This window comes from Rhizobium sp. Pop5, assembly GCF_024721175.1.
GTDB lineage: Bacteria > Pseudomonadota > Alphaproteobacteria > Rhizobiales > Rhizobiaceae > Rhizobium.
In genome coordinates, this window is the sequence record NZ_CP099402.1 from 924,213 (window position 1) to 943,515 (window position 19,303).

Consider the following 19,303-nt stretch of genomic DNA (forward strand, 5'->3'; position numbering starts at 1 on the left):
AAGGATCACCTCCATGTCAAATATCGGATTTCGCATCTTCACGAAGATCAATCGCCCGGATGCAGCACTCGTCGAAGGCCTACGCGGCCTGCCAACCGCCAATATCGGCGACTGCCTCAACCGCTCTTCGATGCTCGACGCTCGCATCCGCAAGATCTCGAAGGGCAACCTGATCGGACCTGCCTTTACGGTGAAGAGCCGCGCCGGCGACAATCTGCTGCTGCACAAGGCGCTCGACATGGCGCAGCCTGGCGATGTCATCGTATTCGATGCTCATGGCGACTTAACGAATGCGATTACCGGCGAACTGATGATGCAGACGGCGGTTCAAAAGAAACTCGGCGGCGTCATCATCGACGGCGCTATTCGCGATCTCGCAACGCTGAGAGAAATGGACCTGCCGATCTTCGCCGCCGGTGTGACGCCAGCTGGTCCCTACAAGGACGGTCCCGGCGAAATCAACGTGCCCGTATCGATCGGTAGCACGGTCGTTCATCCCGGTGACATTCTCGTTGGCGACGACGACGGCATCGTGGTCGTCCGCCAGGCGGATGCTGCAGAGATCGCCGAGAAGGCACGCAATAAGCAGACCTCTGAAGACGACAAGATGAAATCGATCATCGGCGGTACACTGAACACATCCTGGATCGACAAGGAACTAGCGGCCAAGGGCTGCGAGATTATTGAGGATACCTATCGCTAAGCGGACCGGAAAAAACATCACTCTGCAAAAACAGCGGAGGTACGTCGGCCGCGGAGCGATTGCCGGCCCACATTGCGCACGTCGCCCGATACCCCGGCCAGCCAGCGGGCGACTTGATTTGCAAAAAAAGCGCAAGGTCCTTCCGCGTTTCCCGCGGAGGGGCTAACGAATTGCAGGCTCGTAGCCACGGTCAACACGAGACTTTTAAGGTCTTGAACGGAATCGAACCAAAAGCATACAGAGGCGAGAAAGTGCCAATAAGCAAATTCAGTCAGATGCTTAAAATACCGCGTCGCCAACGAAGCATTGATTTCATTCCATAAATCAGAGCTACTCATCATAGGCTCGGCTGCCACTCTGACATGTGCAGTATGTTTCCCCCGAGCTTCTGAAATGCCCGTTGGCGACAGGAAAAAACAATGATCTGCTGGTCTCTCGACTGTCGATGGAGTGCGTCAAACATCTTCTCAATGCGATCGTCATCCGAATAGACGAGTGCGTCATCAAGGATAACCGGCGCCGGCCGATCGTCGCGCGCAAGCAGCCTCGCAAAGGCAAGTCGTGTCAGTACAGAGAGCTGCTCCCGCATACCTCCACTCAGGCGATCGACCTCCTCTTCCTGTCCGTTGCGCAGAATAGTGTGCGGCAGAAGCGTCTTCTCGTCGAAGGTAATCGAAACGTCATCGAAGAGTAGCCTTAGAAGCGGCCCCAGTTCTGCCATGACGGGCTTGAGATAAAGTTCGCGGGCTTCAGACCGGGCAGTCTCCAATGCTTCAGTCAGCCGCTGGAGAACAGCTACTTCCTTCTCGAACGCCTCGGCGCGCGCCTTCGCGGCAGAATAAGCCTCGGCGGCCTCACGCCATTTCTCTTCCACCGCCTCGTCTGACTGCGCACGGATCTCGGCGTTCAGGCCGGCCATGATCTCGCGTAGCGCGTTGATCTCCCTATCGGTTGCCTGCTCGATTGAAAGCGCGCGCTTCAGTGCGGCCTCGACCGCGTCCAGATCGACCGCGGCAGAGTCGAGCTTTGCAATATGCGTTTCGGACTTGGAGAGCGCGACGTCGAGGTCAGCCAATGTGTTCGATAAAACCTGCGCGCGCCCAACCCGACCTTCTTCTGGACCTAGGATCGCTTCGACCTGGATCTGTTCGGCCATCAACGAAGCCAACGCCGTCTCCGCTGCGACGAAGGCTTCGTCGGCTCGTGCCTGTTGGGGCTCTACCTCCCGCAAAGCCTGTCGTGTCTTCTTCCGTCGCTCTTCGGATTCGAAAAGAGCTGCCCGGACCAGCGTGGGGCTCTCTTCCAATTCGACGGGCTCGGCGCTAATCACCTCATCCGCGGCAACATCCTCTCTAAGCTTGGACAGTCCCTCCGGCGCGAGAAGCGACAGCCGAGCCCGCAGCTCCCGCAGGTCAGCGTCAACCTGCTGCGCGCTGACCTGCCGCGCCCGTGCCTTAGCCAGGCTTTCGACACCCATTGATGCAAGTAGCGTGTGCCGCTTTGCTTCGGCCTGCTCAAGGCGGTTGTCGCTCGCAGCCTGATGGTTTGAGCGTACCGTAATCGTGCCAAATCCTGGCACCTCAAGCTGCGCTTGACCATCGTAACTGCGCTCTTCCCCGTCGGTCAGCGGCGTGCCGTTCATGGTCACAAGGTCTGCCGCATCCTTACTGTAGTGAATCGCAAGTGAAGGACGAGCGGCCTCATCGACGGCGCGAAGCTTCGCAATTTCAACTTCCAGGGTTTGAAGCTCATCGATGGCATTCGGAAGTATCTTCAGAAGTGAGAATTGCGCTTCGCCCTCTTCGAGAGCCTGGCGGACCGCCTCCGACTGGGCCAGTTGTTCCTTCAATTGAGTCAAACGATCCGCTGCCTCACGCGCCCTCAGTGCCACGTCCAGACGAGCAAGCTGATCTCGTGCCTGCTGCTCCTCAGTCTCCGCGGCATCTACATCCTCACGAGCCTTTTCGATTGCCTCAATGGCCTCGTGGCGCTTACGCAGGGCATCGGCACGGCGCGCTTCGTCCACAACAAGCCTCTCCTGCAGTGCCTTTGCCTTTTCAAGGGCTGCCAAGAACGTCTTGAGCTCCCGCTCCGCACTGTTGCGTCGTTCTCGAACGAGTTTTAGTTCCGCTTCAGCTGTCTTTAACTTCTCGCTATGTGCCTTCGCAGCGTCAAAACCAGCCTGCGCCTTCGCGACTGCCTTTTGCCGCTCTGCCCTGTCCTCGGCACTGTCTAGTTCGGCAAGCCGCTTTGCTGCGTTCATCCGCTTGTTCAACGCCTCTCGTAGAACGGTGACTTCGCTTAAAAGCCTCTGCTCGTCCGCAGCGAGTTTTTCGCGCTCCTCAATGGCGGCGGCGTAGCGTCCACCACTCTTCGGTCTCCCGGTGGAGGTGACCATCTCCGAAAGCGCATCTTTCGCGGCGCTCATGATCTCAGCCATCCGGCGCCCGCCAGTAACGGCCTCAACCTCTCCCTGCACGGATTCTAACAAGCTCTGCCGGACCTGCTTTTCACCATCTTCTTCGGAGCGGGTTCGCTTTTCGATCCCAGTAATTCCCTGGCGAACCCAAAGGAGACCGGCTGGCCCGGCGGTACCCCCTCTGATCAAACGGGCAATAAAGTTTTCGGCCTCGTCTGCCTGGGCCAATAGCCGACCGGTCCCAAGATCGGTAACGCGTGCGGATCGGCCGCCATAGTATTGCTTGGTAATCCGAAAGCGGCCTTCCGCCGTAGAGATGTCAGCTTCGAGCAGCGGATTGCCACCGCTGTAGGGCCGCAATTTTTGAACATCGGCGGGAGTGCCAGAATGTGGTTGAAAAAAGAGCGCATGCAGCGCTTCAAAGCTCGTCGACTTGCCAAACTCGTTGGCAGCGCAAAGGACGTTAACGCCATCGCCAATACCATCAATGGCAACACCACGATTGGCAAACCGCTTCACGTTGAATAAGCGTAGTGCCGAAATTTTCATGGTGTGATCACCTGTGCGTAAGAATAAAGGCGTACAAGCGCCGCCCGTGCGATATCACGTTCAGACGATGCACGACTCTCGTCGTCGGCCTCGGCACGTAACGCATTCGCTGCCTCGCGAAGCGCGCCTCCGCGATCTATCTGGTCAAGGTCTTCGACCTCGTACTCCGTCGCAATACCAATGTCATCCAGCTCGAGGAATGCGAAATCCGGCAACAGTCTCTCGGCCGCACCCGCCAACGCCGCCCGCGCCGCCAGGCGGCTGCGGCCTGTCGCCACCACGCGTGCGAGTGTCTTCCTTCGATGCCTGGAATCCGGCAGGAGCGTTTCTAAGGCCGACACGGGATCGTCGCCTTCGAGAAGGTGGAGATCCAGCCTGCGCCAGGCAAAGCTTTCCGTCGGCAACGGCGTTACCTCGGGCTGGGCGGAGGGGCCGGCAATGCTAACAAGCAACGCGGTGCCTGGACGTTGGTGTTTGAAACGGTCGGGTTCAGGCGTACCACAGTAATGGGTTCGCTGATCGACCTCGACCGCGCCGTGCCAATCGCCAAGCGCCAGATAGTCAAGGCCGGCTCGCCGTGCCCGGTCCACCGCAATAACATCCGAGGCGGTTGCCTCCTCCGAGAAACTCTGAATTGCGCCATGGGCAAGCCCGATGCGAAGCGCTCCCTCTGGCGTTCCTTCGCCATCCATCCATTCAGTCAAATCCCGGCCAGGACGGCGTGTGGTGCAAGGGGCCGGCAATAGAATAACGTCCCTCGCCAACTCGACCGGCCGAGGCTCGACCGCGAGCACGACATTTTCCGGCACTTCTACATTTAGCGTCGTCCAAAGCTGCGTTGCCTGCAGCGAATCGTGGTTGCCGGGCAAAATTATCCATTGGATCGGGGCGTGGTTTTGCATCTCCGCGAGAGCCTGTCTTCGGACATCCGACGCAGGCGTTTCGGTGTCGAATGTGTCGCCCGCGAGCAGAATAGTGGTGGCGCCTTGTTCGCGGGCGTGCTGAGCGAGCCGCGCGATGACTGCGTGTCTTGCTTCGCGCAATCGACTGGGCAAGTCGCCCGAGAAATTGCCGAAGCGCTTGCCAAGATGCAGGTCGCTTGAATGGATAAATCGGAACATGGCTACTCGAATGAATGGGGGGTTGAAATATGCCGCCGCGCTCTCGCAATGGCTTCGTCAAGCCGTGCACGGGAAACAGCGGCAAGACGCTCGACACCAAGCAGCCGAGCCAGATCTCGCGCCGGATCTAATTGGTCCAGTAAGTCGGGATTATCGAGTACCACAAAAGCGAGTTCAGCAAGCGGGATATCGGCGATCGATCTGCGTGCATCTTCGCTGGCTGGTTGCCGGTATGGAATAATTTCGGAAACGGCTCCCGCCTTCCAGACAAATTCGCCGCTCGATTCCTTGGTCGTGTGGAGACCGCGGAGATGAAGGTCGATCCTCTCTCGGATCTGTCCACCGGTACGCAACCAGCCGTGCGCCCGAGAAATCCGCTGGGCTAGTATGTCTGTGCGTACCGGGCTTTCGGTTTCGATGACCACTTCGATCATGCCTCGCAGGGTATCTCTATAACCGAATTCGAAGAACTGATCGGGATCGGCTCGGAAGCTGGACAGATCAGTGACACGATATCGCAGCCCATCCAATGCTTCGTCGCCGACCGAGGCGACAGGTGGTTGCGTTTCAACAGATTCAGACATGCTTGATGAGGGCGGCGTTTCCACAGAGACGAGTTCGGTCTCAACGATCGCTGGAGGCGAGATAGCCGGCTCGACAGGAGGGGCGGCTTCGTCGTCATGAATTTCGTCAATCCCCTCCACCTCGTGCCCCATGTTCCAACGGGTGGCAGTGTGCTCCGTTTCCGTGGCACGGCGCGCCCTGCTCTCCACCAGCAGTGCTTCGAGGCTGGCATGAAGTCGCTCGGCGCAGCCTGCTGCATCGAACCACCAATCGGTCGACCAGACACGCAATATGTTCCACCCAAGGCCTCTCAACACCTGTTCACGGACCTTGTCGCGGTCTCTGGCGGTGGCCGATCCATGATAGGTCGCGCCATCGCACTCCACGCCCGCCAGATAGCTACCAGCCAGATCCGGATGGCGGATGCCGAAATCGATCCGAAATCCGGAAATCCCAACCTGCGGCACGACTCGCCAGCCGCGGCGCTCCAATTGCGCAGCGACGGCCTCCTCGAACGGGGAGTCGAAACCGCCGACAGAGCCGATATCCTGGGCCGGCAGGGCGATCGCGCCACGCTCAGCGTAGTCGAGGAATGTCTTCAGATGTTGTACGGCGAGTGCCTTTGTGCGGGTCGGGTCGATCTGGTCAGCCGTGAAACCCGAGAAGACGATGAGTTCCTGCCGCGCACGTGTCACAGCAACATTGAGGCGGCGCTCGCCACCGTCCCGGTTGAGCGCCCCGAAATCCATCGTGAGCTTGCCAGCGGCGTCCTTCCAGAACGTGATCGAAAACAGGATGACGTCTCGCTCGTCACCCTGGACGTTCTCCAGGTTCTTGACGATCGTGGGCTCGACCCGTTCCTCGACAAAGAACCACTCCAGCTCCGGATCATCTCGGCGCGCGGCATCGAGGAGATCGAGGATCAGCGACTGCTGCTGCGCGTTGAAGGTGATAACCCCAAGCGTCGGGCGATCTTTTTCAGGCAATTTCAACCCCGCCTTCATTTGGGAAACGGCTTCTTTTGCGACTGCCTCTGCTTCGATCCGGTTGGTTCTGCTCTTCCCACGGTCGTAGATGCCGTTGGGTACCTTGCGCAGATGCACGGCGCGGTCTTCGACGGCGGGCGACGGGAACGTTACCAGACGGTTCTGGTAGTAGTGATGGTTTGAGAAAGCGATCAGGGACTCGCTTCGGCTGCGATAATGCCATCGCAAATCGCGGACTGGAATGCCAGCTGCCTTCACCTCGTCAAGAATGCTCTCCAGATCCTTCTCATGGTCGGCGACGTCCTCCTCGTCCTCGTTGCGTCCGAAGAAGTTCGTCGGCGGCAACTGCTTCGGATCCCCGACGATAATCGTCTGGCGCGCTCGCGCGATGGCGCCGACAGCATCCCAGGTTGTTATCTGCGACGCCTCATCGAAGATCACAACGTCAAACAACGCCTGGTTCGGTGGGAGATACTGAGCAATGGAGAGCGGCGACATAAGCATGCAGGGCGCAAGCTTTGAAAAGTTCTGCGGCATCTTGCCGATCATGTCTCGTATCGACTGGCTCGGCCGTTGCAACTCCATCTGGTAGCGCAATAGGCCGAGTTCCGAATTACGGGAAACGCTCTGAACGGGCGGCAATCCGTGGGCAATCACACTGACGACACGTGAGGTAGCGTGTGATCGGACGAGATCATCGATTTCACGAAATTCACGAATTGCGTTTTCGTGCTGGAAACGGCGGAAATTCCGCAGAACAGGGTCTGCGTCCAGAACCTTCGGAAGCCACCACCTCGCGTAACCGAGGCGAAACGCAGCTCGCGCTTCATCGGGCCGGATCACCCCAGTCTCAATCTGTTCGACCAGAGAGGACAGGTTCGCGTGCATTGCGCGGCTTCTGATCCGGCGCCAGGCCGACCAATCGCGAAGCAGATGTCGTGCTCCGATGAGAGCATCAAGCTTCTCCCTGAGCGTCGCAAGGTCGACCACGTCTTTCTCACCAGAGCGATCCCACCCCGCAATCGTGCTGAAGCGCTGACGCGCTTCCTTAAAGCCTTCGACTGCGGCAAGAAGCCTGTCTCCCCCTTGCCGGACGCCATCGTTTTCAACCACTGCGTGGAGACATGGTGCGATGATGCGGAGCGCCGACCGTATCTCCTCCTGATCACGTCCCGGAAGCGGCATGGTGGCACGAAACTCTCGCGCTAGTTCCAAAGTTTGGGCAACCACTCCGACGTCTGTACCCAGGCCGTGTACCGGCAAGGGTTTTCCGTTCAACAGATTCTGGTCGATCGCCGCCAGGCAATCCTTCATGCGGCGCAATAGTGGAAGGTCCTGCTCCGGTTCCACGGTACCTTTATCGGCATAGCTTTGCAGCAGCTTTTGAATCTTGCGCTTGCCGAGCATCGCGTTTGGCCAAAACGAAGCGCTCGCCTCTCGCCATTGGCGATCCAGCGCGTCCGGATCAAGGTCTCGAATGGCGGAGGCTCCATAAGATGCTGCAAGTCCGCGCTCTGCTTCGCGATAGGCCTCGATAGAATTTCGAAGACTTTCCAGTGCCTCGGCACATCGCGCGAAGTCACGATCGAATGCGATCGTGATGTCGCGACCTCGGCATTTCTGCAGTGCTCGCGCTAGACCTTCCAGTGCTTGGAGTTCGGCTTGTGACGACCGTTCCCGCGGCTTCAGGCTCATGCTCGCGAGATACCCGTCGATTGAGCTGGCCAACAGATCGATCGCATTCTGCAACGATTGTGCGGACGCTAACAACCCATCCTGCCAGGCGGAAGTCCATTCGCCAACCCTGACAAGGTCCAGTGCTGGCTGCCGTTCGACCGATGCGAAGACCAAGCCGAGTTCGCCCGCAAGGTCTTCAAGCTCGCGTAACGTCTGCGCGTCATGAGCGTCTCGTTCCAACCATGACAAGGTTGGTGCCGGAGCGTCAACAGCCTTGAGCGCGACGCCCAATGCCAGATAAGTCGTCCATCCGTTTGGATAACGATTGTGCAAAGCTCCGACGTAGGCATTGAGCTCGTCGCGGCGCAATCGAAGTCGCTCGTTGATCGCGACCCACTCCGACGCATCTGTCCGACCGCCATGCTCCCAGGCTGCCTTGAGCTGTCCAAGGAAATGTCGGCGATCAGCCTTGTGCGAATGCAATTCGATGCAGTGATCTCCGAGGCCGTGCGCGCGTAATCGACGATAGACCACGTCGAGCGCGGCCGTCTTTTCAGCGACGAACAGGACCGTTTTTCCCACCGCGAGGCAGTTCGCGATCATGTTTGCGATGGTCTGGCTCTTGCCCGTACCGGGAGGACCGACAATGACGAAATCTCGGCCCTCAGCGGCCGCCAGGCTTGCCGCTGTCTGGGATGAATCTGACGGAAGAAGGCAAATAATGTCCGCTGGCGCGTAAGCATGATCGAGCTCACGCTCGTCGCGGAACGCCGATTGCCCGCCGCCTCCTTGGAAGGCTTCCTCCGGCGTATCGATCAGATGGCGGACCACCCGGTTCTCGCGAAGCGCCTCGGTGCGTTCGACGAGATCCTTCCACATGAGGAATTTCGCGAAGGAGAAGGTCGACAATGCTGTCTCGTCCACAACCTCCATACCAGGCACGTCACGGACCGCCTGCCGCATCATCGCGAGAAGACGCGGTACATCCACCCCATTGTCATCGAGCGGCAGATCGCCGCCGAACTGGGGAAGCGTCAGGTCAAAATCACGCTCCAGGAATTGCAAGAGAGTGGCATTGAAGCGCGGCTCATCCTCATGAAAGCGGATCGTAAAGCGCGAACTGGCACTGCGGCGCTCAAGCTTTACCGGAACCAACAAAAGCGGGGCTCGATAGCTGCGCTCATCCTCCGGTTTCTTCTTCCACCGCAGGAAGCCGACGGCAAGAAAGAGGGTGTTTGCTCCGCCCTCGGCAAAATCATTACGGACCTGCCTGTACAGGTCGATCAACCGAGCCTCGAGCTGGTGCGTGTCCAGTGGCGACGGGAGTTCGTCCCTCAGTAGAGCTTCGGCAGCAAAATTGCGCTGAAGATCGCGGCCGTGCACGTCACGATAGAGCGCCGCGTCCCGTTCGCCGAGCGGGTTCTGTTCGGGCAACGAAATGATCCGTACTGCAGCGCCATTCGCGAGTCGGTCTTCGAGAAAGGCGACGTCAGTGCAGAGAAATGGAATCGTCTTCTTCGATTCCGGAAAGTTGAGGAGCCGGTTGCGAAGGGTGAGATCCAACAGCTTCTTCTGCCAGCGGTCGATGCGGCCCGCGGCGGTGGTCGGTCTGACCTCGATGATATCAGCCGGTAACTCGCCGAAATTGGGGGCTGAGGGAAGTGGCAGATCTGCGACGGGTGACATTTCGTCATCGAGGACATTGCGCCGGATCGGCTCATGTGAGGCGAGTGGCATAACCCCGCCGCTTCTCGATCGCCTGACATCGATCGCCGCGACGAATGCGTGAGCTTCGCCTTCTCCGAGACGGCTGTCCAGGGCCCGCTGTGCACTTTCCAAGGTCATGGCGGGACGATGCGTCACGCCAGTCGTTTCAAACACTACCAACTCGCGCGATGCCAGGGCCTTTCGGACCTCCATATGATCCGTCTCGATCGCATGGGCAAAGGTTCTCTTGGACAGCCATACACCAACTGCCGCATGCCCATCGAACATCAAGACGACCGGATGCAATCCGGCGGCTTCCAGCCCGGCGGCAAAAAGAAGGGTAGTATCAAGACAGGTCGCCAGGCGCTCCTCGGCAATTGTGCTGGGACGCCGAATCTTCTGGCCGCGACTTTCAAAACTTGCCGGCGGCTCTGCGTAGTGAAACCCCATCCCGGCAACGGCTGAATAGATAGCTGCGGCGAGCATGTAGGCTCGCTGGGGATTCTGCGACTGATAGCCGTCCAATCCTCCTGGCTGACCGTGGGCAGCTAGCCTTTCCGCTGCCATCCGTAGGATTTGGGCAACTCCCGGATCGTTCGGCATAACGAAGGCTGGCAGCAGTTGCACCATATCGGCAACGCCTCCCCATTCGTCTCGCGCAAGCAGTCTGACGGGAAGGCGTCGTTCGTCCAGAATCTCTCCACCCCTGGATAGACGTAGCGTGATCTCACCGCGCTCTGCCTCATTTAGGCCGGAGAGATAGGCGGCGTCGAATTCGACTTTCCGATCGACCAGCGGAAGCCGATCGCCCGCCATCAGGCGATCAACAATCCATGATTTCGGCCTCAGGAACGAAGGCGAAGACGTCAGGTCGAGACGGCAGTTTTCAATGTGCCTATCAGTATTATTCTCAATCAGAATCGAGCGGATTACCGGAATGGCATTTTGGTAAGATGCGTAGGTGAAGCTGGCGGCAACATCGACAACAACGGTAGGATTGTCGGATTTTTCGGCTTCTTGTTCCTCTGTACCATTACTTTCGAAAATCTGCATTGCTGCCTCCCTCTCGCGGGAAGACTAGCGGCGTTTCGCAACTTTAAGAAGACCTTTATTTTTGTTGAGATCACATTTTAGGGTTTCCCCGAGCCATGCCCAAGGCTATCGTTTCTATTTGCATCAGCCGCTTCTGGAAGTCACTTGCCACTGAGAGGCGAGCATTCGCCTTGAAAGGAATCGAACTCTCCGCCCAGCTTGCTTAGCAAGCAAATACCTTAAAACACGTATCTGCCCACGTTCTCGTCGCCTTGGGCAACTCAGTCGGCAGCGGCCGGAGCGAATGGGACGACTGGCCGTTGCCTGGCGATGTTCCACGCAGCGCCGCCGCGGGCGCACCGGAGTCGAGCGTAACGAAGGGCATGATCCGGGCGCCTCAAAAAGGCGGCTCCGCGTCACCGTGTCCAATGGGACACGCAGGACCTCTCGTGCCAGGACACAGCTATCTCCCCGTCAGAGGCCTCATGAGGTATACCGTGAGAGCCAGAAATGGGATCGGAAGGGAACATTCCAATGTCCCTTGGCCAACCGCGCCAATTCCATTGAAGGCCGTTAGTCAGTTCTTGACCTGAAGCATCTCAGGGCATCGCACGCTGTGGGGGCCGCGGCTGAAAACGTGTCCGCACCTGATCGTAAAGGCGAAGCTCGCCCGGCATCTCGAGTGAAACAGCCAGGCCGAACGGAACCACCTCATCGACGGGAGCGGCAGGATCAGGATCGCGCTGGACTTTCAGCGTGATCGTCATGCCTTCGGTGACGACCGCGGCGCGGTCACCGCTCCATTGGCGTGTAAATACTGTCCCACGATTGGTCTGGTTCAAGTCGGGTTGGCCACCGTGACCTGCCACCGCTAGTCTGTCGAGTTCGTCGGGCTCCAGTATCTTCATCCTGACGGATCGATAGGACTTTCGCCCCGGCAGCACGGGTGTGAACCACGCGAGAGTAGCGGAAATGGAATGAGGGCGAGCCTGAGCACCCATGGCAACGGGGATTGGAACAACCACATCGACAACTCGCTCACGACCGAGGTCGCCAACGCACCAGAATGTAGCCCGATCTGCCGCACAGGCTACGGCATCATCAGCGTCGTATACGCCATAGCCAAAGAACCTGCGGATATTGTCTTTTTGGCGCGGTGCCTGACCCTTTCCGAACGGGCCAAGCAAGCGTTTCACGAGAGCGGCGGCCTCCTGAGGCCAGCGTGCCGGATGAACCAGAAGAGCTTTTAACAGGACAGCGCGATGTGTTCCGGAAAGCTGCAAGAACTCTTGGCCATAGGCCGCTTCCAGTGCGTCATGGATGCGATGTGCCGTTCGCGATGCGAGCGCTGTTGCCGCGCTCGTCCCATTCGTGAATGCCTCGGCGCCTTCGATGCCCGGCCGCGGGGGTGCTGCGACCTTCAGGCCAGCCCCACGCGCTGCTCCAGCAGGGCTGACGATGACGCTACTACCGCTGCCAATGACGCGAAGATGTTCGCGCGCTGCTGGCATTAGAATGTCAGGTTTGACTGAGTTAACAAAACCCGGACCAAGCGCGCTGGAAGGGTTTGCCGTATCGAGGTCCGTGAACGGATTGACGTTGACCCGGGCGGACGCCCGGTCAGCTTGCGAAACCCAGTCGAGATTGCGCCCGCCGATCGTCAAGCCATTAACGGTTTCGGATGGAGAGAGAAGTCGTCTGTCTGCTACGACGGCCGCAATGGCATTGATGATACCTTCGGCACGCGCGCCGGGCGTCGCATCCTCGAAGGCTATGCGGGTATTGAAAGCAGAGACGGGAAAGCTACCCGTCACGTTCCCGGCGCTCACCAGAAACAAAAGCCCGAACCGATAGGCAAGGCGGTCAAGCAGCCGCGCCCATGGCGATAGCTGACCATGGAAAGGCCGTCTCAGGTTCCCCAACGAAATGTTGACGATGATAACCCAGGGAGCCGACGGCTGCTCCCCTCCGCGCATTTGCAAGACCGCCTGGTAGATGAGATCGACGATCAGTCGGTCTGGGGGAAACCGATCATTGTTCCCCATCACGGGAATGCAGTGGATCTGGCGTGGAAGCGGCGGCTCGGGCCGGTTGCGGTCGCCGTGAACGATGAGCGATGCCATGGCGGATCCATGGACACGCTGAGCGACAAGCGCATCGGGCTCGAGCCCGAAATGGTCTTCGACATTGAGGTGCCGTCGGAGCAGCGGATGGCCTGCGACAGGAACACCGTCCAGCAAGGCAAGGATCGATGCTGTGCTAACAGGCGGTTCTGCCGCCGGCGCCGAAGGCTCAACACTGTCATTGGCCTCGATGCCGGTGACAACGCTCTGGGGCCGGATGTGCATGATTGGCTCGACGCCGGCCAAGCTTTCAGGCGCACGGTCAATCACCATCCGGATCGAGGCGACAGGGATTTGCGCCAGGATGGCATGGTAGGCGATGTCGTCGATACGCGCGCGGTGTATGAGGCTTCCGCCTGCCTGGGCGATCGCATGGATGACTGCGGTTTCGGCGGCAGCGCCGACGCCCGCTGCGGCTCGATAGATCAGTTCCAACTCCAGGGGAACAAGTTCATCGTCTGTGCGACCTTCAATCTCCTCTTGAAGAATTTCGGCGTCGAGCGGCTGCACGCGATCCGCAGGACCCCAGACCCGCAGGTCACGGAGGCAGGCGAAGACATCACGCCATGGCGCATAGCCATCAGGAAGAGCCCCCGTGGAGAGCCAAGTCTGCCAAAGCGATAGGATTTGTCGAAGCGCAACGAGGTCTGGCACCAGCAGGTAAGCGAAGGGTGCCTTGTCCTCGTCGCTTGGAAGCTCCTCCTCTTCGATCAATTCGAGACCGGGAACGCGATTGACGGCGCGCGCGAAATTGGCGACGTCACCTTTCACTTCAAAAACGAGAAGCCGTTCGGGAGCGAGTGAAGTTGGATCGGCGCGCAAGGAGAGACCCGTCGGGTCGCGCTGCAGCACCTGCGCCAGCCGAGTAAATTTTGGATTGAATTCCTGATCCTGCCTTTGCCGAGGAAATGGCTCAGGTCTTTGGATGTTTGCTTGTCGGCCTGGTTGTCTTTGAACGGGAGCGCTCGGGCGCAGCCGCAACATCGGTTTGGTCGGATCGCTCGCCATTCAGAATTTCCGGTCCCACGCGTGTGGCCCAGAGGTCTAGTTCTGAACGCAAAGCGTCATCGACGGAAAGCTCCCCCAAGCCGAGTATCTGCCTTCTTCGCACGTTCTGGCAGAAATCCAAAGCCTCGGCGAAGCTGACTGGGCCTAGTTTTCCACTGATTGTCTTCGATGTTGCTTTGGGGAGGTCTGGCCATTGCGAGATTATATTGTCGAGAAAGCCCTCTATGCGCTGGCGGTCCGGCGCCGGAAGACTCAGGCGCATTTGGAACCGGCGCCATACGGCGCGGTCGAGCAACTCAGCGTGATTCGTCGCAGCGATGACGACAACATAGCTCGGCAGTTGGTCGAGCTGCATGAGAAGGAAGGAAACGACGCGCTTGATTTCGCCAGTCTCGTGCGTATCGCCACGTTCCTTGCCGATCGAATCGAACTCATCGAAGAAGAGGACGCTCGGACGTGTGCGGACATAATCGAACAGCTTGCGAAGGCGAGCGTTCGTTTCACCCAGGTAGCTTCCGATCAGCGCGTCGTATCTCACCACAAAAAACGGAAGTCCCAAGCCTTCTGCAATGGCCTCGGCGAAAGACGTCTTACCATTGCCAGGCGGTCCGGACAGCAGGACGCGGTGACGCGGCTCGTAGCCATGCGCACGCAATACGTCGGCGCGCGTGTGCTCTTCGATCAACTGTTGTCCTCCCTGGGCGACCGGGAAAGGTAGCATCAACTGACTGAGTGTCGTGCGAGGCTCCAGTTCGAGTATCGTATCTTTACCAGATCCGGCTTGCGACGAATTTGAGGTAAGCGCAGGAGGCGTCACATTGACTGCCGCGAGCGCTCGCTCTAACCGATCGGCGACGCTGTGATGGTTTTTCGCACGCTCGTCTGCGACTAAGGCCTCCGTTGTCGACTTCAACGTCGCCCGGTCCCCGGCAGCGCCGGCCCTTACGAGGGAGATGAGAAGATCGCTACGGGCCATGATCTCGCTTGACTCTGCGTTTCCGGTTTGTTCGCCTCTGCGAATCTTACCGCAAATAGTTTACAAAGTCTGCTTGCGCCAGACCTGTGGTGGAATTACGGGCCAGTTATACATAAATTCGCGAGAGTCGACGGAATCAGACTGCTGATTGCTGCTGAGAAATGACGCTGGATGCACCCACGATGGCATCGCAATGTGTCAGCCCAGGGCAACTTCCTAGGCTGCGATCAAATCACAGCCCACGCCCGAAACCTCCCCCTCCCGGTCATCTCCCTCGAGCCCGGCTCCTCAACGATCCGGAGCGCCGCGCGCGGCGTCACCTCGAGCGCCTCGGCGACCATGCCGGCCGAGACCAGCGGCCGGGACATCACAAGTTCCACCAGACCCGGCAGATGCGAGGACGATCGCCGACCGACCAGGCGCCGCTCCATCATAGTTCGCGCCAGCGCCAGCCGGTCGTGCTCCTTGAGGCCGAGCGGCGGCCGCGATGATGCCGTTGACGACCGCCAGCGGCCTTGTATCGCGCGCGCGATGGCGGCGACGCTCAACGGCGATGGTTTGAGGCCGAGATTGACGGCGTCGAAATGCGCGCCTGTCGTGACACCCGCTTGCCGCAGCGTTTCAGCCGCCAGCAGCCGGCCGAGCCAGGCGCGTGCTGCAGCACCTGCAGATCGTTCCAGGCGTCGGGGGCGATGATCGCCTACAACACCGGTCGCAGACCGTCGGTTTCCGTAAGGACGGCGCGCCACTCGGCGAGGCGTCCATCCCCGTCCCAATCGAGATCGTAGACCAGCGATTCCTTGTCCCACCCGCCGTTTCGGCCGGGCGCCTTGGCTTCGGCGATCGCCGCCGCCGACCGAACCAGCAACGCGTCGATTCGGCGAGGTTCGCGGCGAAGGCATCGTCGGCCTGGAGCATGGCCGCCTCCCCCTCCCCCGCCCCGGCGGTTGCCGCGGGCGCCGGCTGCCTGACGCTTGCGCCTTCGTCGCTGGCGGCATCCGCCGCGTCTTCGCTCTCCTGCCCGCGCAGGCTGCGCAGACCGTCGGTGCTGAGCGCCCAGCCAGGCGGTTGCGCGGCGATGCGCCGACGGGTTCTCAGGACGTCGCGGGCGATGGTCGGTTCGTGGGTTGGCGCACGGACGTCGACGGGCGTCATGCAGCACCATGTCCTGGAGGTGCACCAGCTTACTGCCGATCCACAGCGAGGCGCAGGCATCGGCGAAATGCGATCGTTCGATCCAGCCCACGCCGAGCGTCAAGTGGGCGATGTGCTCGTGGAGCCGCGACAAAACGGATGTCGCGTTCGAAATCGGCCGCAGAAACGCAGAAGGCTCGTTATGGGTGATTTACACAAATCATAACCCATTGAATTTATGGTAAACAGTCGATTAACTAGAAGTTAGTTCAGATATTGCTTCCGCCACCCACAACGATACGAGCCGCGGCCACTCACTTCCGATAAGTACTGCTTATCGGAGGTGATATGTACAGATGGCTTGTACGCTGACGCTCAGGGTGCTATTTTTGCCTCAAATAGCGGAGCGCCCGATGCCCCAGACCAGCTACAAGATCAGCGAGGCCCGCAAAAACTTCGCCGAGGTGCTCGAACGCGCCAACCAGGGCGAGGAGATTGTCATCATGCGCGGCAATGAAGTTTATGCCCGCATCGGCCCGGCCGACGGCGGCAAGCGGCCGTTCGGGCTGCTGCGCCAGCGCGGCCTGCCGGACGATCTGTTCGACGATGTCAATACCGAACAGGCGGCGATCGATGCCGGCGACTTCAACGACGACGTCGGCGTCTGGCAGGGCAAGCCGGCCGATCACGAGTTCAAGGCATGAAGGTGCTGCTCGACAGCCACGCCGTCTACTGGTGGACGATCGGCAGCGACCGGCTATCCGACAAGGCCCGGGCGCTGATCGAAGACAAGACCAACAACGTCCTGGTCAGCGCGGTCTCCTTCTACGAGCTCGACAACAAGATGCGGCTGAAGAAGCTCGACCTGAAGCCGCAGGAACTGCGCGCCGCGGTCACCGCCAGCGGTTTGCAGACGCTCGCCATAAGCGATCTGCATGCCGAGCTAGCAGCGAGCTTTGATTGGGATCACCGCAATCCCTGGGATCGCATCCTCGCCGCCCAGACGCGGCTGGAGCACTGCGCTTTCGTCTCGACCGATGTGGTTTTCGATGCGATTTTACATGAGCGGGTTTGGTGAGTGCAATGGCGATGAAGAAGACAACCATACCAAAGGCTTAATGACCGTGTCTCGATTGAGATCCACCAAGCAGCTTGATCCGTCGGAGCCATGGCCAGCTGTTCCGCTGCAAATCTAAGGCTATCACTTAGCTTTCGATCTTTTTGCCAGACGACAACATAGTGATATACTGCCGCTGGATGGAACGGTCGGAACTCGATGCCGAAAATGGCATATCCAAACCCGTCGGAAAATCCCCCTCCCTCCTCTCCCTCTGCCACTTGCTCGCCACGAAAGATCCGGGGAGACGCCAAACGCCAGAGCACCTTTGAAGGCCGCAAGTTCTTCAAGTTGAGTTATTGGCGAGACCTGCGTCTGGCGCGGCCGAAGCATTCGCAAGTTTCGGTACAATCGGTCTGATGTGATCGAAAACGTTGCGCCAGTTCTGACTTCCGGCGTGTCTTAGGCGAACGCCGTGGCAACAAGATCGTTAACGCGTCGACGCCGCGGAGGCTCTCATCGAATAACGAGATATTGATAGACGGTATTGGTTACAGAACCCCCTGCCCGCCCTATTTGCCTGGGAACAGCACTGGTATCGCCGATGTCCGGCAGCGCTAGGGAGGGTGAGATGTTTCAAGTCCGCAAATTATCGACAGCCGCGGCTGCCGTCATCATGCTGGCCGTGTCGGTATCGTCCTGCACGACGAGTTCGAGCGACTCGATGCAAACGGGCTCGATCGGATATAGCAGCGTCGACTATGGGCTCAGACCTGCCTGCCGAGACGGATTCGGCAACGATCGTCCTTGCAGCTATTAGGGAAATCGCCGCTCGGAAGAGCTCCGGAGGCATCAAATTGGAAAAGCCGTCAGAACCGACGCCGCGATCCGGAGCCATCCGGATTGATGCGAGGCTCGGCTAAAAAACGTCTGCCAAGCCCGGATTACCGGGCTTTTTTACATTTGGAAAGTGATAGCAAACATATCGGCGCGCGCTTCAATAGAATCAATTGCTTGCAGAGCTCAATTGGAAAATACTTAGGGGACATCGCCAGCGGATGAGGTACACAACCGGAATGGTGCTCTAGGAAAGACAGTCATGCGGTATCTTCGGTCAGGGCCGCGTCGGCTTCACACCCAGGAGATGGGCGCCCCGCGCGCCAAAACGGTCGGGCTGAGGTCGGGGGAAATCGCCGACCGGAATATCCGCGTCATCCTGGAAGCGATCCGGCGGCACGGGCCGCTGACGCGCACCGAGCTTGGGCGGCATAGCGGGCTGACCGGGCCTGGGATCACCAATATTCTGCGCAGGCTGGCCGAAGAGAAGCTTGTGACGTCGAACCGGCGCAACGGGCTCGGCGGTGGTGCCACAGCTACGGAATTCGCGCTGCGGCCGGAGGGTGCGTTTTCGATCGGGGTCAAGCTTCGCCGGACGCGCGGCGAGATCGTGTTGATCGATCTCAGCGGCCAGGTGCATGACCGGGTCTATTTCGACGTGGAGCCGGAAGACGGGGTCGGCGCGGTGCATGCGGCGGTCAGGGACATGGCCGATCGGCACGCGGCATTGCCGATTGTCGGGATCGGGATCGCCGCCAACGATTGGAGCGATGCGCGCAGCGAACAGCTCTCCGCAATGTCGATGATCGCGCGACCCTGCGTCGAAAACGAATGTACGGCGAGCCTGCTTGCCGAGCGCACGATCGGCAGCGCCGTGCCGGAGGGCGGGCTCGCGATGATCATCATAGACGACGATGTGCAGGCGGGCTTTCTCATTCGGGGCATTCCCTATTCCGGCATGCACGGGCGGGCGGGCAGCATCGGCGAAATGCTGACCGGGCCTGATAACGTTGAGCTCAACACCGTTGTCGGTTTCGGCTCGCTGCGATCACGCATCGGCGATGAGGACTTCGCGCGGCTGCTGAAGGGCGAGGAATTCTTTTCGCCGTCGCTGTCGCAATGGATACGCGAGGCGGCGGGGCATCTGCTCGACCCGATCATTGCCATGGCGGGCTTCATCGCCCCGAGCGTCGTGATGATTGGCGGCGACCTGCCGCAGGGCGTGATCGAAGCGCTGATCCATCAGCTTTCCGTCGAGCGGCGCGACACCTCGACCAGGCCGCTGCTGACGCCCTGGATTTCGCCGATGCGGCCGGCAAGCTTCAGCGGCGGCGGCGTGGCGCTGGGGGCCGCCCTCCTGCCCTTCCTCAACACGCTTCTGCTGCCACCGGCTTCGGCGTGAGCGCCGCA

At 59.6% G+C, this 19,303-nt stretch carries 12 protein-coding genes; 5 read left to right on the forward strand and 7 right to left on the reverse strand.

Going from position 1 to position 19,303, the window contains the following annotated elements; all coding sequences use genetic code 11:
- The first annotated feature begins 13 nt into the window (after positions 1–13).
- Positions 14–703: an RraA family protein gene (locus NE852_RS32460; RefSeq protein WP_008532812.1), complete on the forward strand. Its 690-nt coding sequence runs from the start codon at positions 14–16 to the stop codon at positions 701–703.
- A 337-nt stretch (positions 704–1,040) separates the two neighbouring features.
- Here NE852_RS32460 and NE852_RS32465 read toward each other — a convergent pair whose 3' ends face one another.
- The 7 genes from NE852_RS32465 to NE852_RS32495 all read right to left on the reverse strand — a co-directional run bounded on the left by NE852_RS32465 (position 1,041) and on the right by NE852_RS32495 (position 15,733).
- Positions 1,041–3,671, reverse strand: a complete 2,631-nt coding sequence (locus tag NE852_RS32465) for an AAA family ATPase (protein WP_258157084.1) — start codon at positions 3,669–3,671, stop codon at positions 1,041–1,043.
- Positions 3,668–4,792, reverse strand: a complete 1,125-nt coding sequence (locus NE852_RS32470) for a DNA repair exonuclease (RefSeq protein ID WP_008532804.1) — start codon at positions 4,790–4,792, stop codon at positions 3,668–3,670. The genes NE852_RS32465 and NE852_RS32470 overlap by 4 nt, the downstream gene beginning before the upstream one ends.
- Before the next feature lie 2 nt (positions 4,793–4,794).
- Positions 4,795–10,779 (reverse strand): DUF3320 domain-containing protein, encoded by a 5,985-nt coding sequence (locus NE852_RS32475; RefSeq protein WP_258157085.1) that lies wholly within the window; start codon positions 10,777–10,779, stop codon positions 4,795–4,797.
- A 578-nt stretch (positions 10,780–11,357) separates the two neighbouring features.
- Positions 11,358–13,889, reverse strand: a complete 2,532-nt coding sequence (locus tag NE852_RS32480) for a S8 family peptidase (protein ID WP_205621976.1) — start codon at positions 13,887–13,889, stop codon at positions 11,358–11,360.
- Positions 13,795–14,865, reverse strand: coding sequence for an AAA family ATPase (locus tag NE852_RS32485; RefSeq protein WP_037174167.1), 1,071 nt, complete (start codon positions 14,863–14,865; stop codon positions 13,795–13,797). The genes NE852_RS32480 and NE852_RS32485 overlap by 95 nt, the downstream gene beginning before the upstream one ends.
- Before the next feature lie 227 nt (positions 14,866–15,092).
- Positions 15,093–15,614: a DUF1612 and helix-turn-helix domain-containing protein gene (locus NE852_RS32490; protein ID WP_258157086.1), complete on the reverse strand. Its 522-nt coding sequence runs from the start codon at positions 15,612–15,614 to the stop codon at positions 15,093–15,095.
- The gene (locus NE852_RS32495; RefSeq protein WP_258157088.1) at positions 15,566–15,733 is read right to left on the reverse strand and encodes a DUF1612 domain-containing protein; all 168 of its coding nucleotides are present in this window, start codon (positions 15,731–15,733) and stop codon (positions 15,566–15,568) included. Before NE852_RS32495 ends, NE852_RS32490 begins: the two co-directional genes overlap by 49 nt.
- A gap of 679 nt (positions 15,734–16,412) precedes the next feature.
- Here NE852_RS32495 and NE852_RS32500 point away from each other — a divergent pair.
- The 4 genes from NE852_RS32500 to NE852_RS32515 all read left to right on the forward strand — a co-directional run bounded on the left by NE852_RS32500 (position 16,413) and on the right by NE852_RS32515 (position 19,295).
- Positions 16,413–16,703, forward strand: coding sequence for a type II toxin-antitoxin system Phd/YefM family antitoxin (locus NE852_RS32500; protein WP_008532799.1), 291 nt, complete (start codon positions 16,413–16,415; stop codon positions 16,701–16,703).
- Positions 16,700–17,077 (forward strand): type II toxin-antitoxin system VapC family toxin, encoded by a 378-nt coding sequence (locus tag NE852_RS32505; protein WP_008532798.1) that lies wholly within the window; start codon positions 16,700–16,702, stop codon positions 17,075–17,077. Before NE852_RS32500 ends, NE852_RS32505 begins: the two co-directional genes overlap by 4 nt.
- 610 nt (positions 17,078–17,687) lie before the next feature.
- Complete coding sequence (locus tag NE852_RS32510) at positions 17,688–17,876, forward strand: hypothetical protein (protein WP_008532797.1); 189 nt, start codon at positions 17,688–17,690, stop codon at positions 17,874–17,876.
- 279 nt (positions 17,877–18,155) lie between these two features.
- The gene (locus tag NE852_RS32515) at positions 18,156–19,295 is read left to right on the forward strand and encodes an ROK family transcriptional regulator (RefSeq protein ID WP_008532796.1); all 1,140 of its coding nucleotides are present in this window, start codon (positions 18,156–18,158) and stop codon (positions 19,293–19,295) included.
- Positions 19,296–19,303: the final 8 nt, after the last annotated feature.

What these genes read in the sequence shown, in the direction of transcription:
- NE852_RS32505 (WP_008532798.1), top strand. Translation starts at nt 16,700, where the DNA reads ATGAAGGTGCTGCTCGACAGCCACGCCGTCTACTGGTGGACGATCGGC.
- NE852_RS32475 (WP_258157085.1), bottom strand. Translation starts at nt 10,779, where the DNA reads ATGCAGATTTTCGAAAGTAATGGTACAGAGGAACAAGAAGCCGAAAAA.
- NE852_RS32485 (WP_037174167.1), bottom strand. Translation starts at nt 14,865, where the DNA reads ATGGCCCGTAGCGATCTTCTCATCTCCCTCGTAAGGGCCGGCGCTGCC.
- NE852_RS32460 (WP_008532812.1), top strand. Translation starts at nt 14, where the DNA reads ATGTCAAATATCGGATTTCGCATCTTCACGAAGATCAATCGCCCGGAT.
- NE852_RS32470 (WP_008532804.1), bottom strand. Translation starts at nt 4,792, where the DNA reads ATGTTCCGATTTATCCATTCAAGCGACCTGCATCTTGGCAAGCGCTTC.
- NE852_RS32465 (WP_258157084.1), bottom strand. Translation starts at nt 3,671, where the DNA reads ATGAAAATTTCGGCACTACGCTTATTCAACGTGAAGCGGTTTGCCAAT.
- NE852_RS32480 (WP_205621976.1), bottom strand. Translation starts at nt 13,889, where the DNA reads ATGGCGAGCGATCCGACCAAACCGATGTTGCGGCTGCGCCCGAGCGCT.
- NE852_RS32510 (WP_008532797.1), top strand. Translation starts at nt 17,688, where the DNA reads ATGTTTCAAGTCCGCAAATTATCGACAGCCGCGGCTGCCGTCATCATG.
- NE852_RS32500 (WP_008532799.1), top strand. Translation starts at nt 16,413, where the DNA reads ATGCCCCAGACCAGCTACAAGATCAGCGAGGCCCGCAAAAACTTCGCC.
- NE852_RS32515 (WP_008532796.1), top strand. Translation starts at nt 18,156, where the DNA reads ATGCGGTATCTTCGGTCAGGGCCGCGTCGGCTTCACACCCAGGAGATG.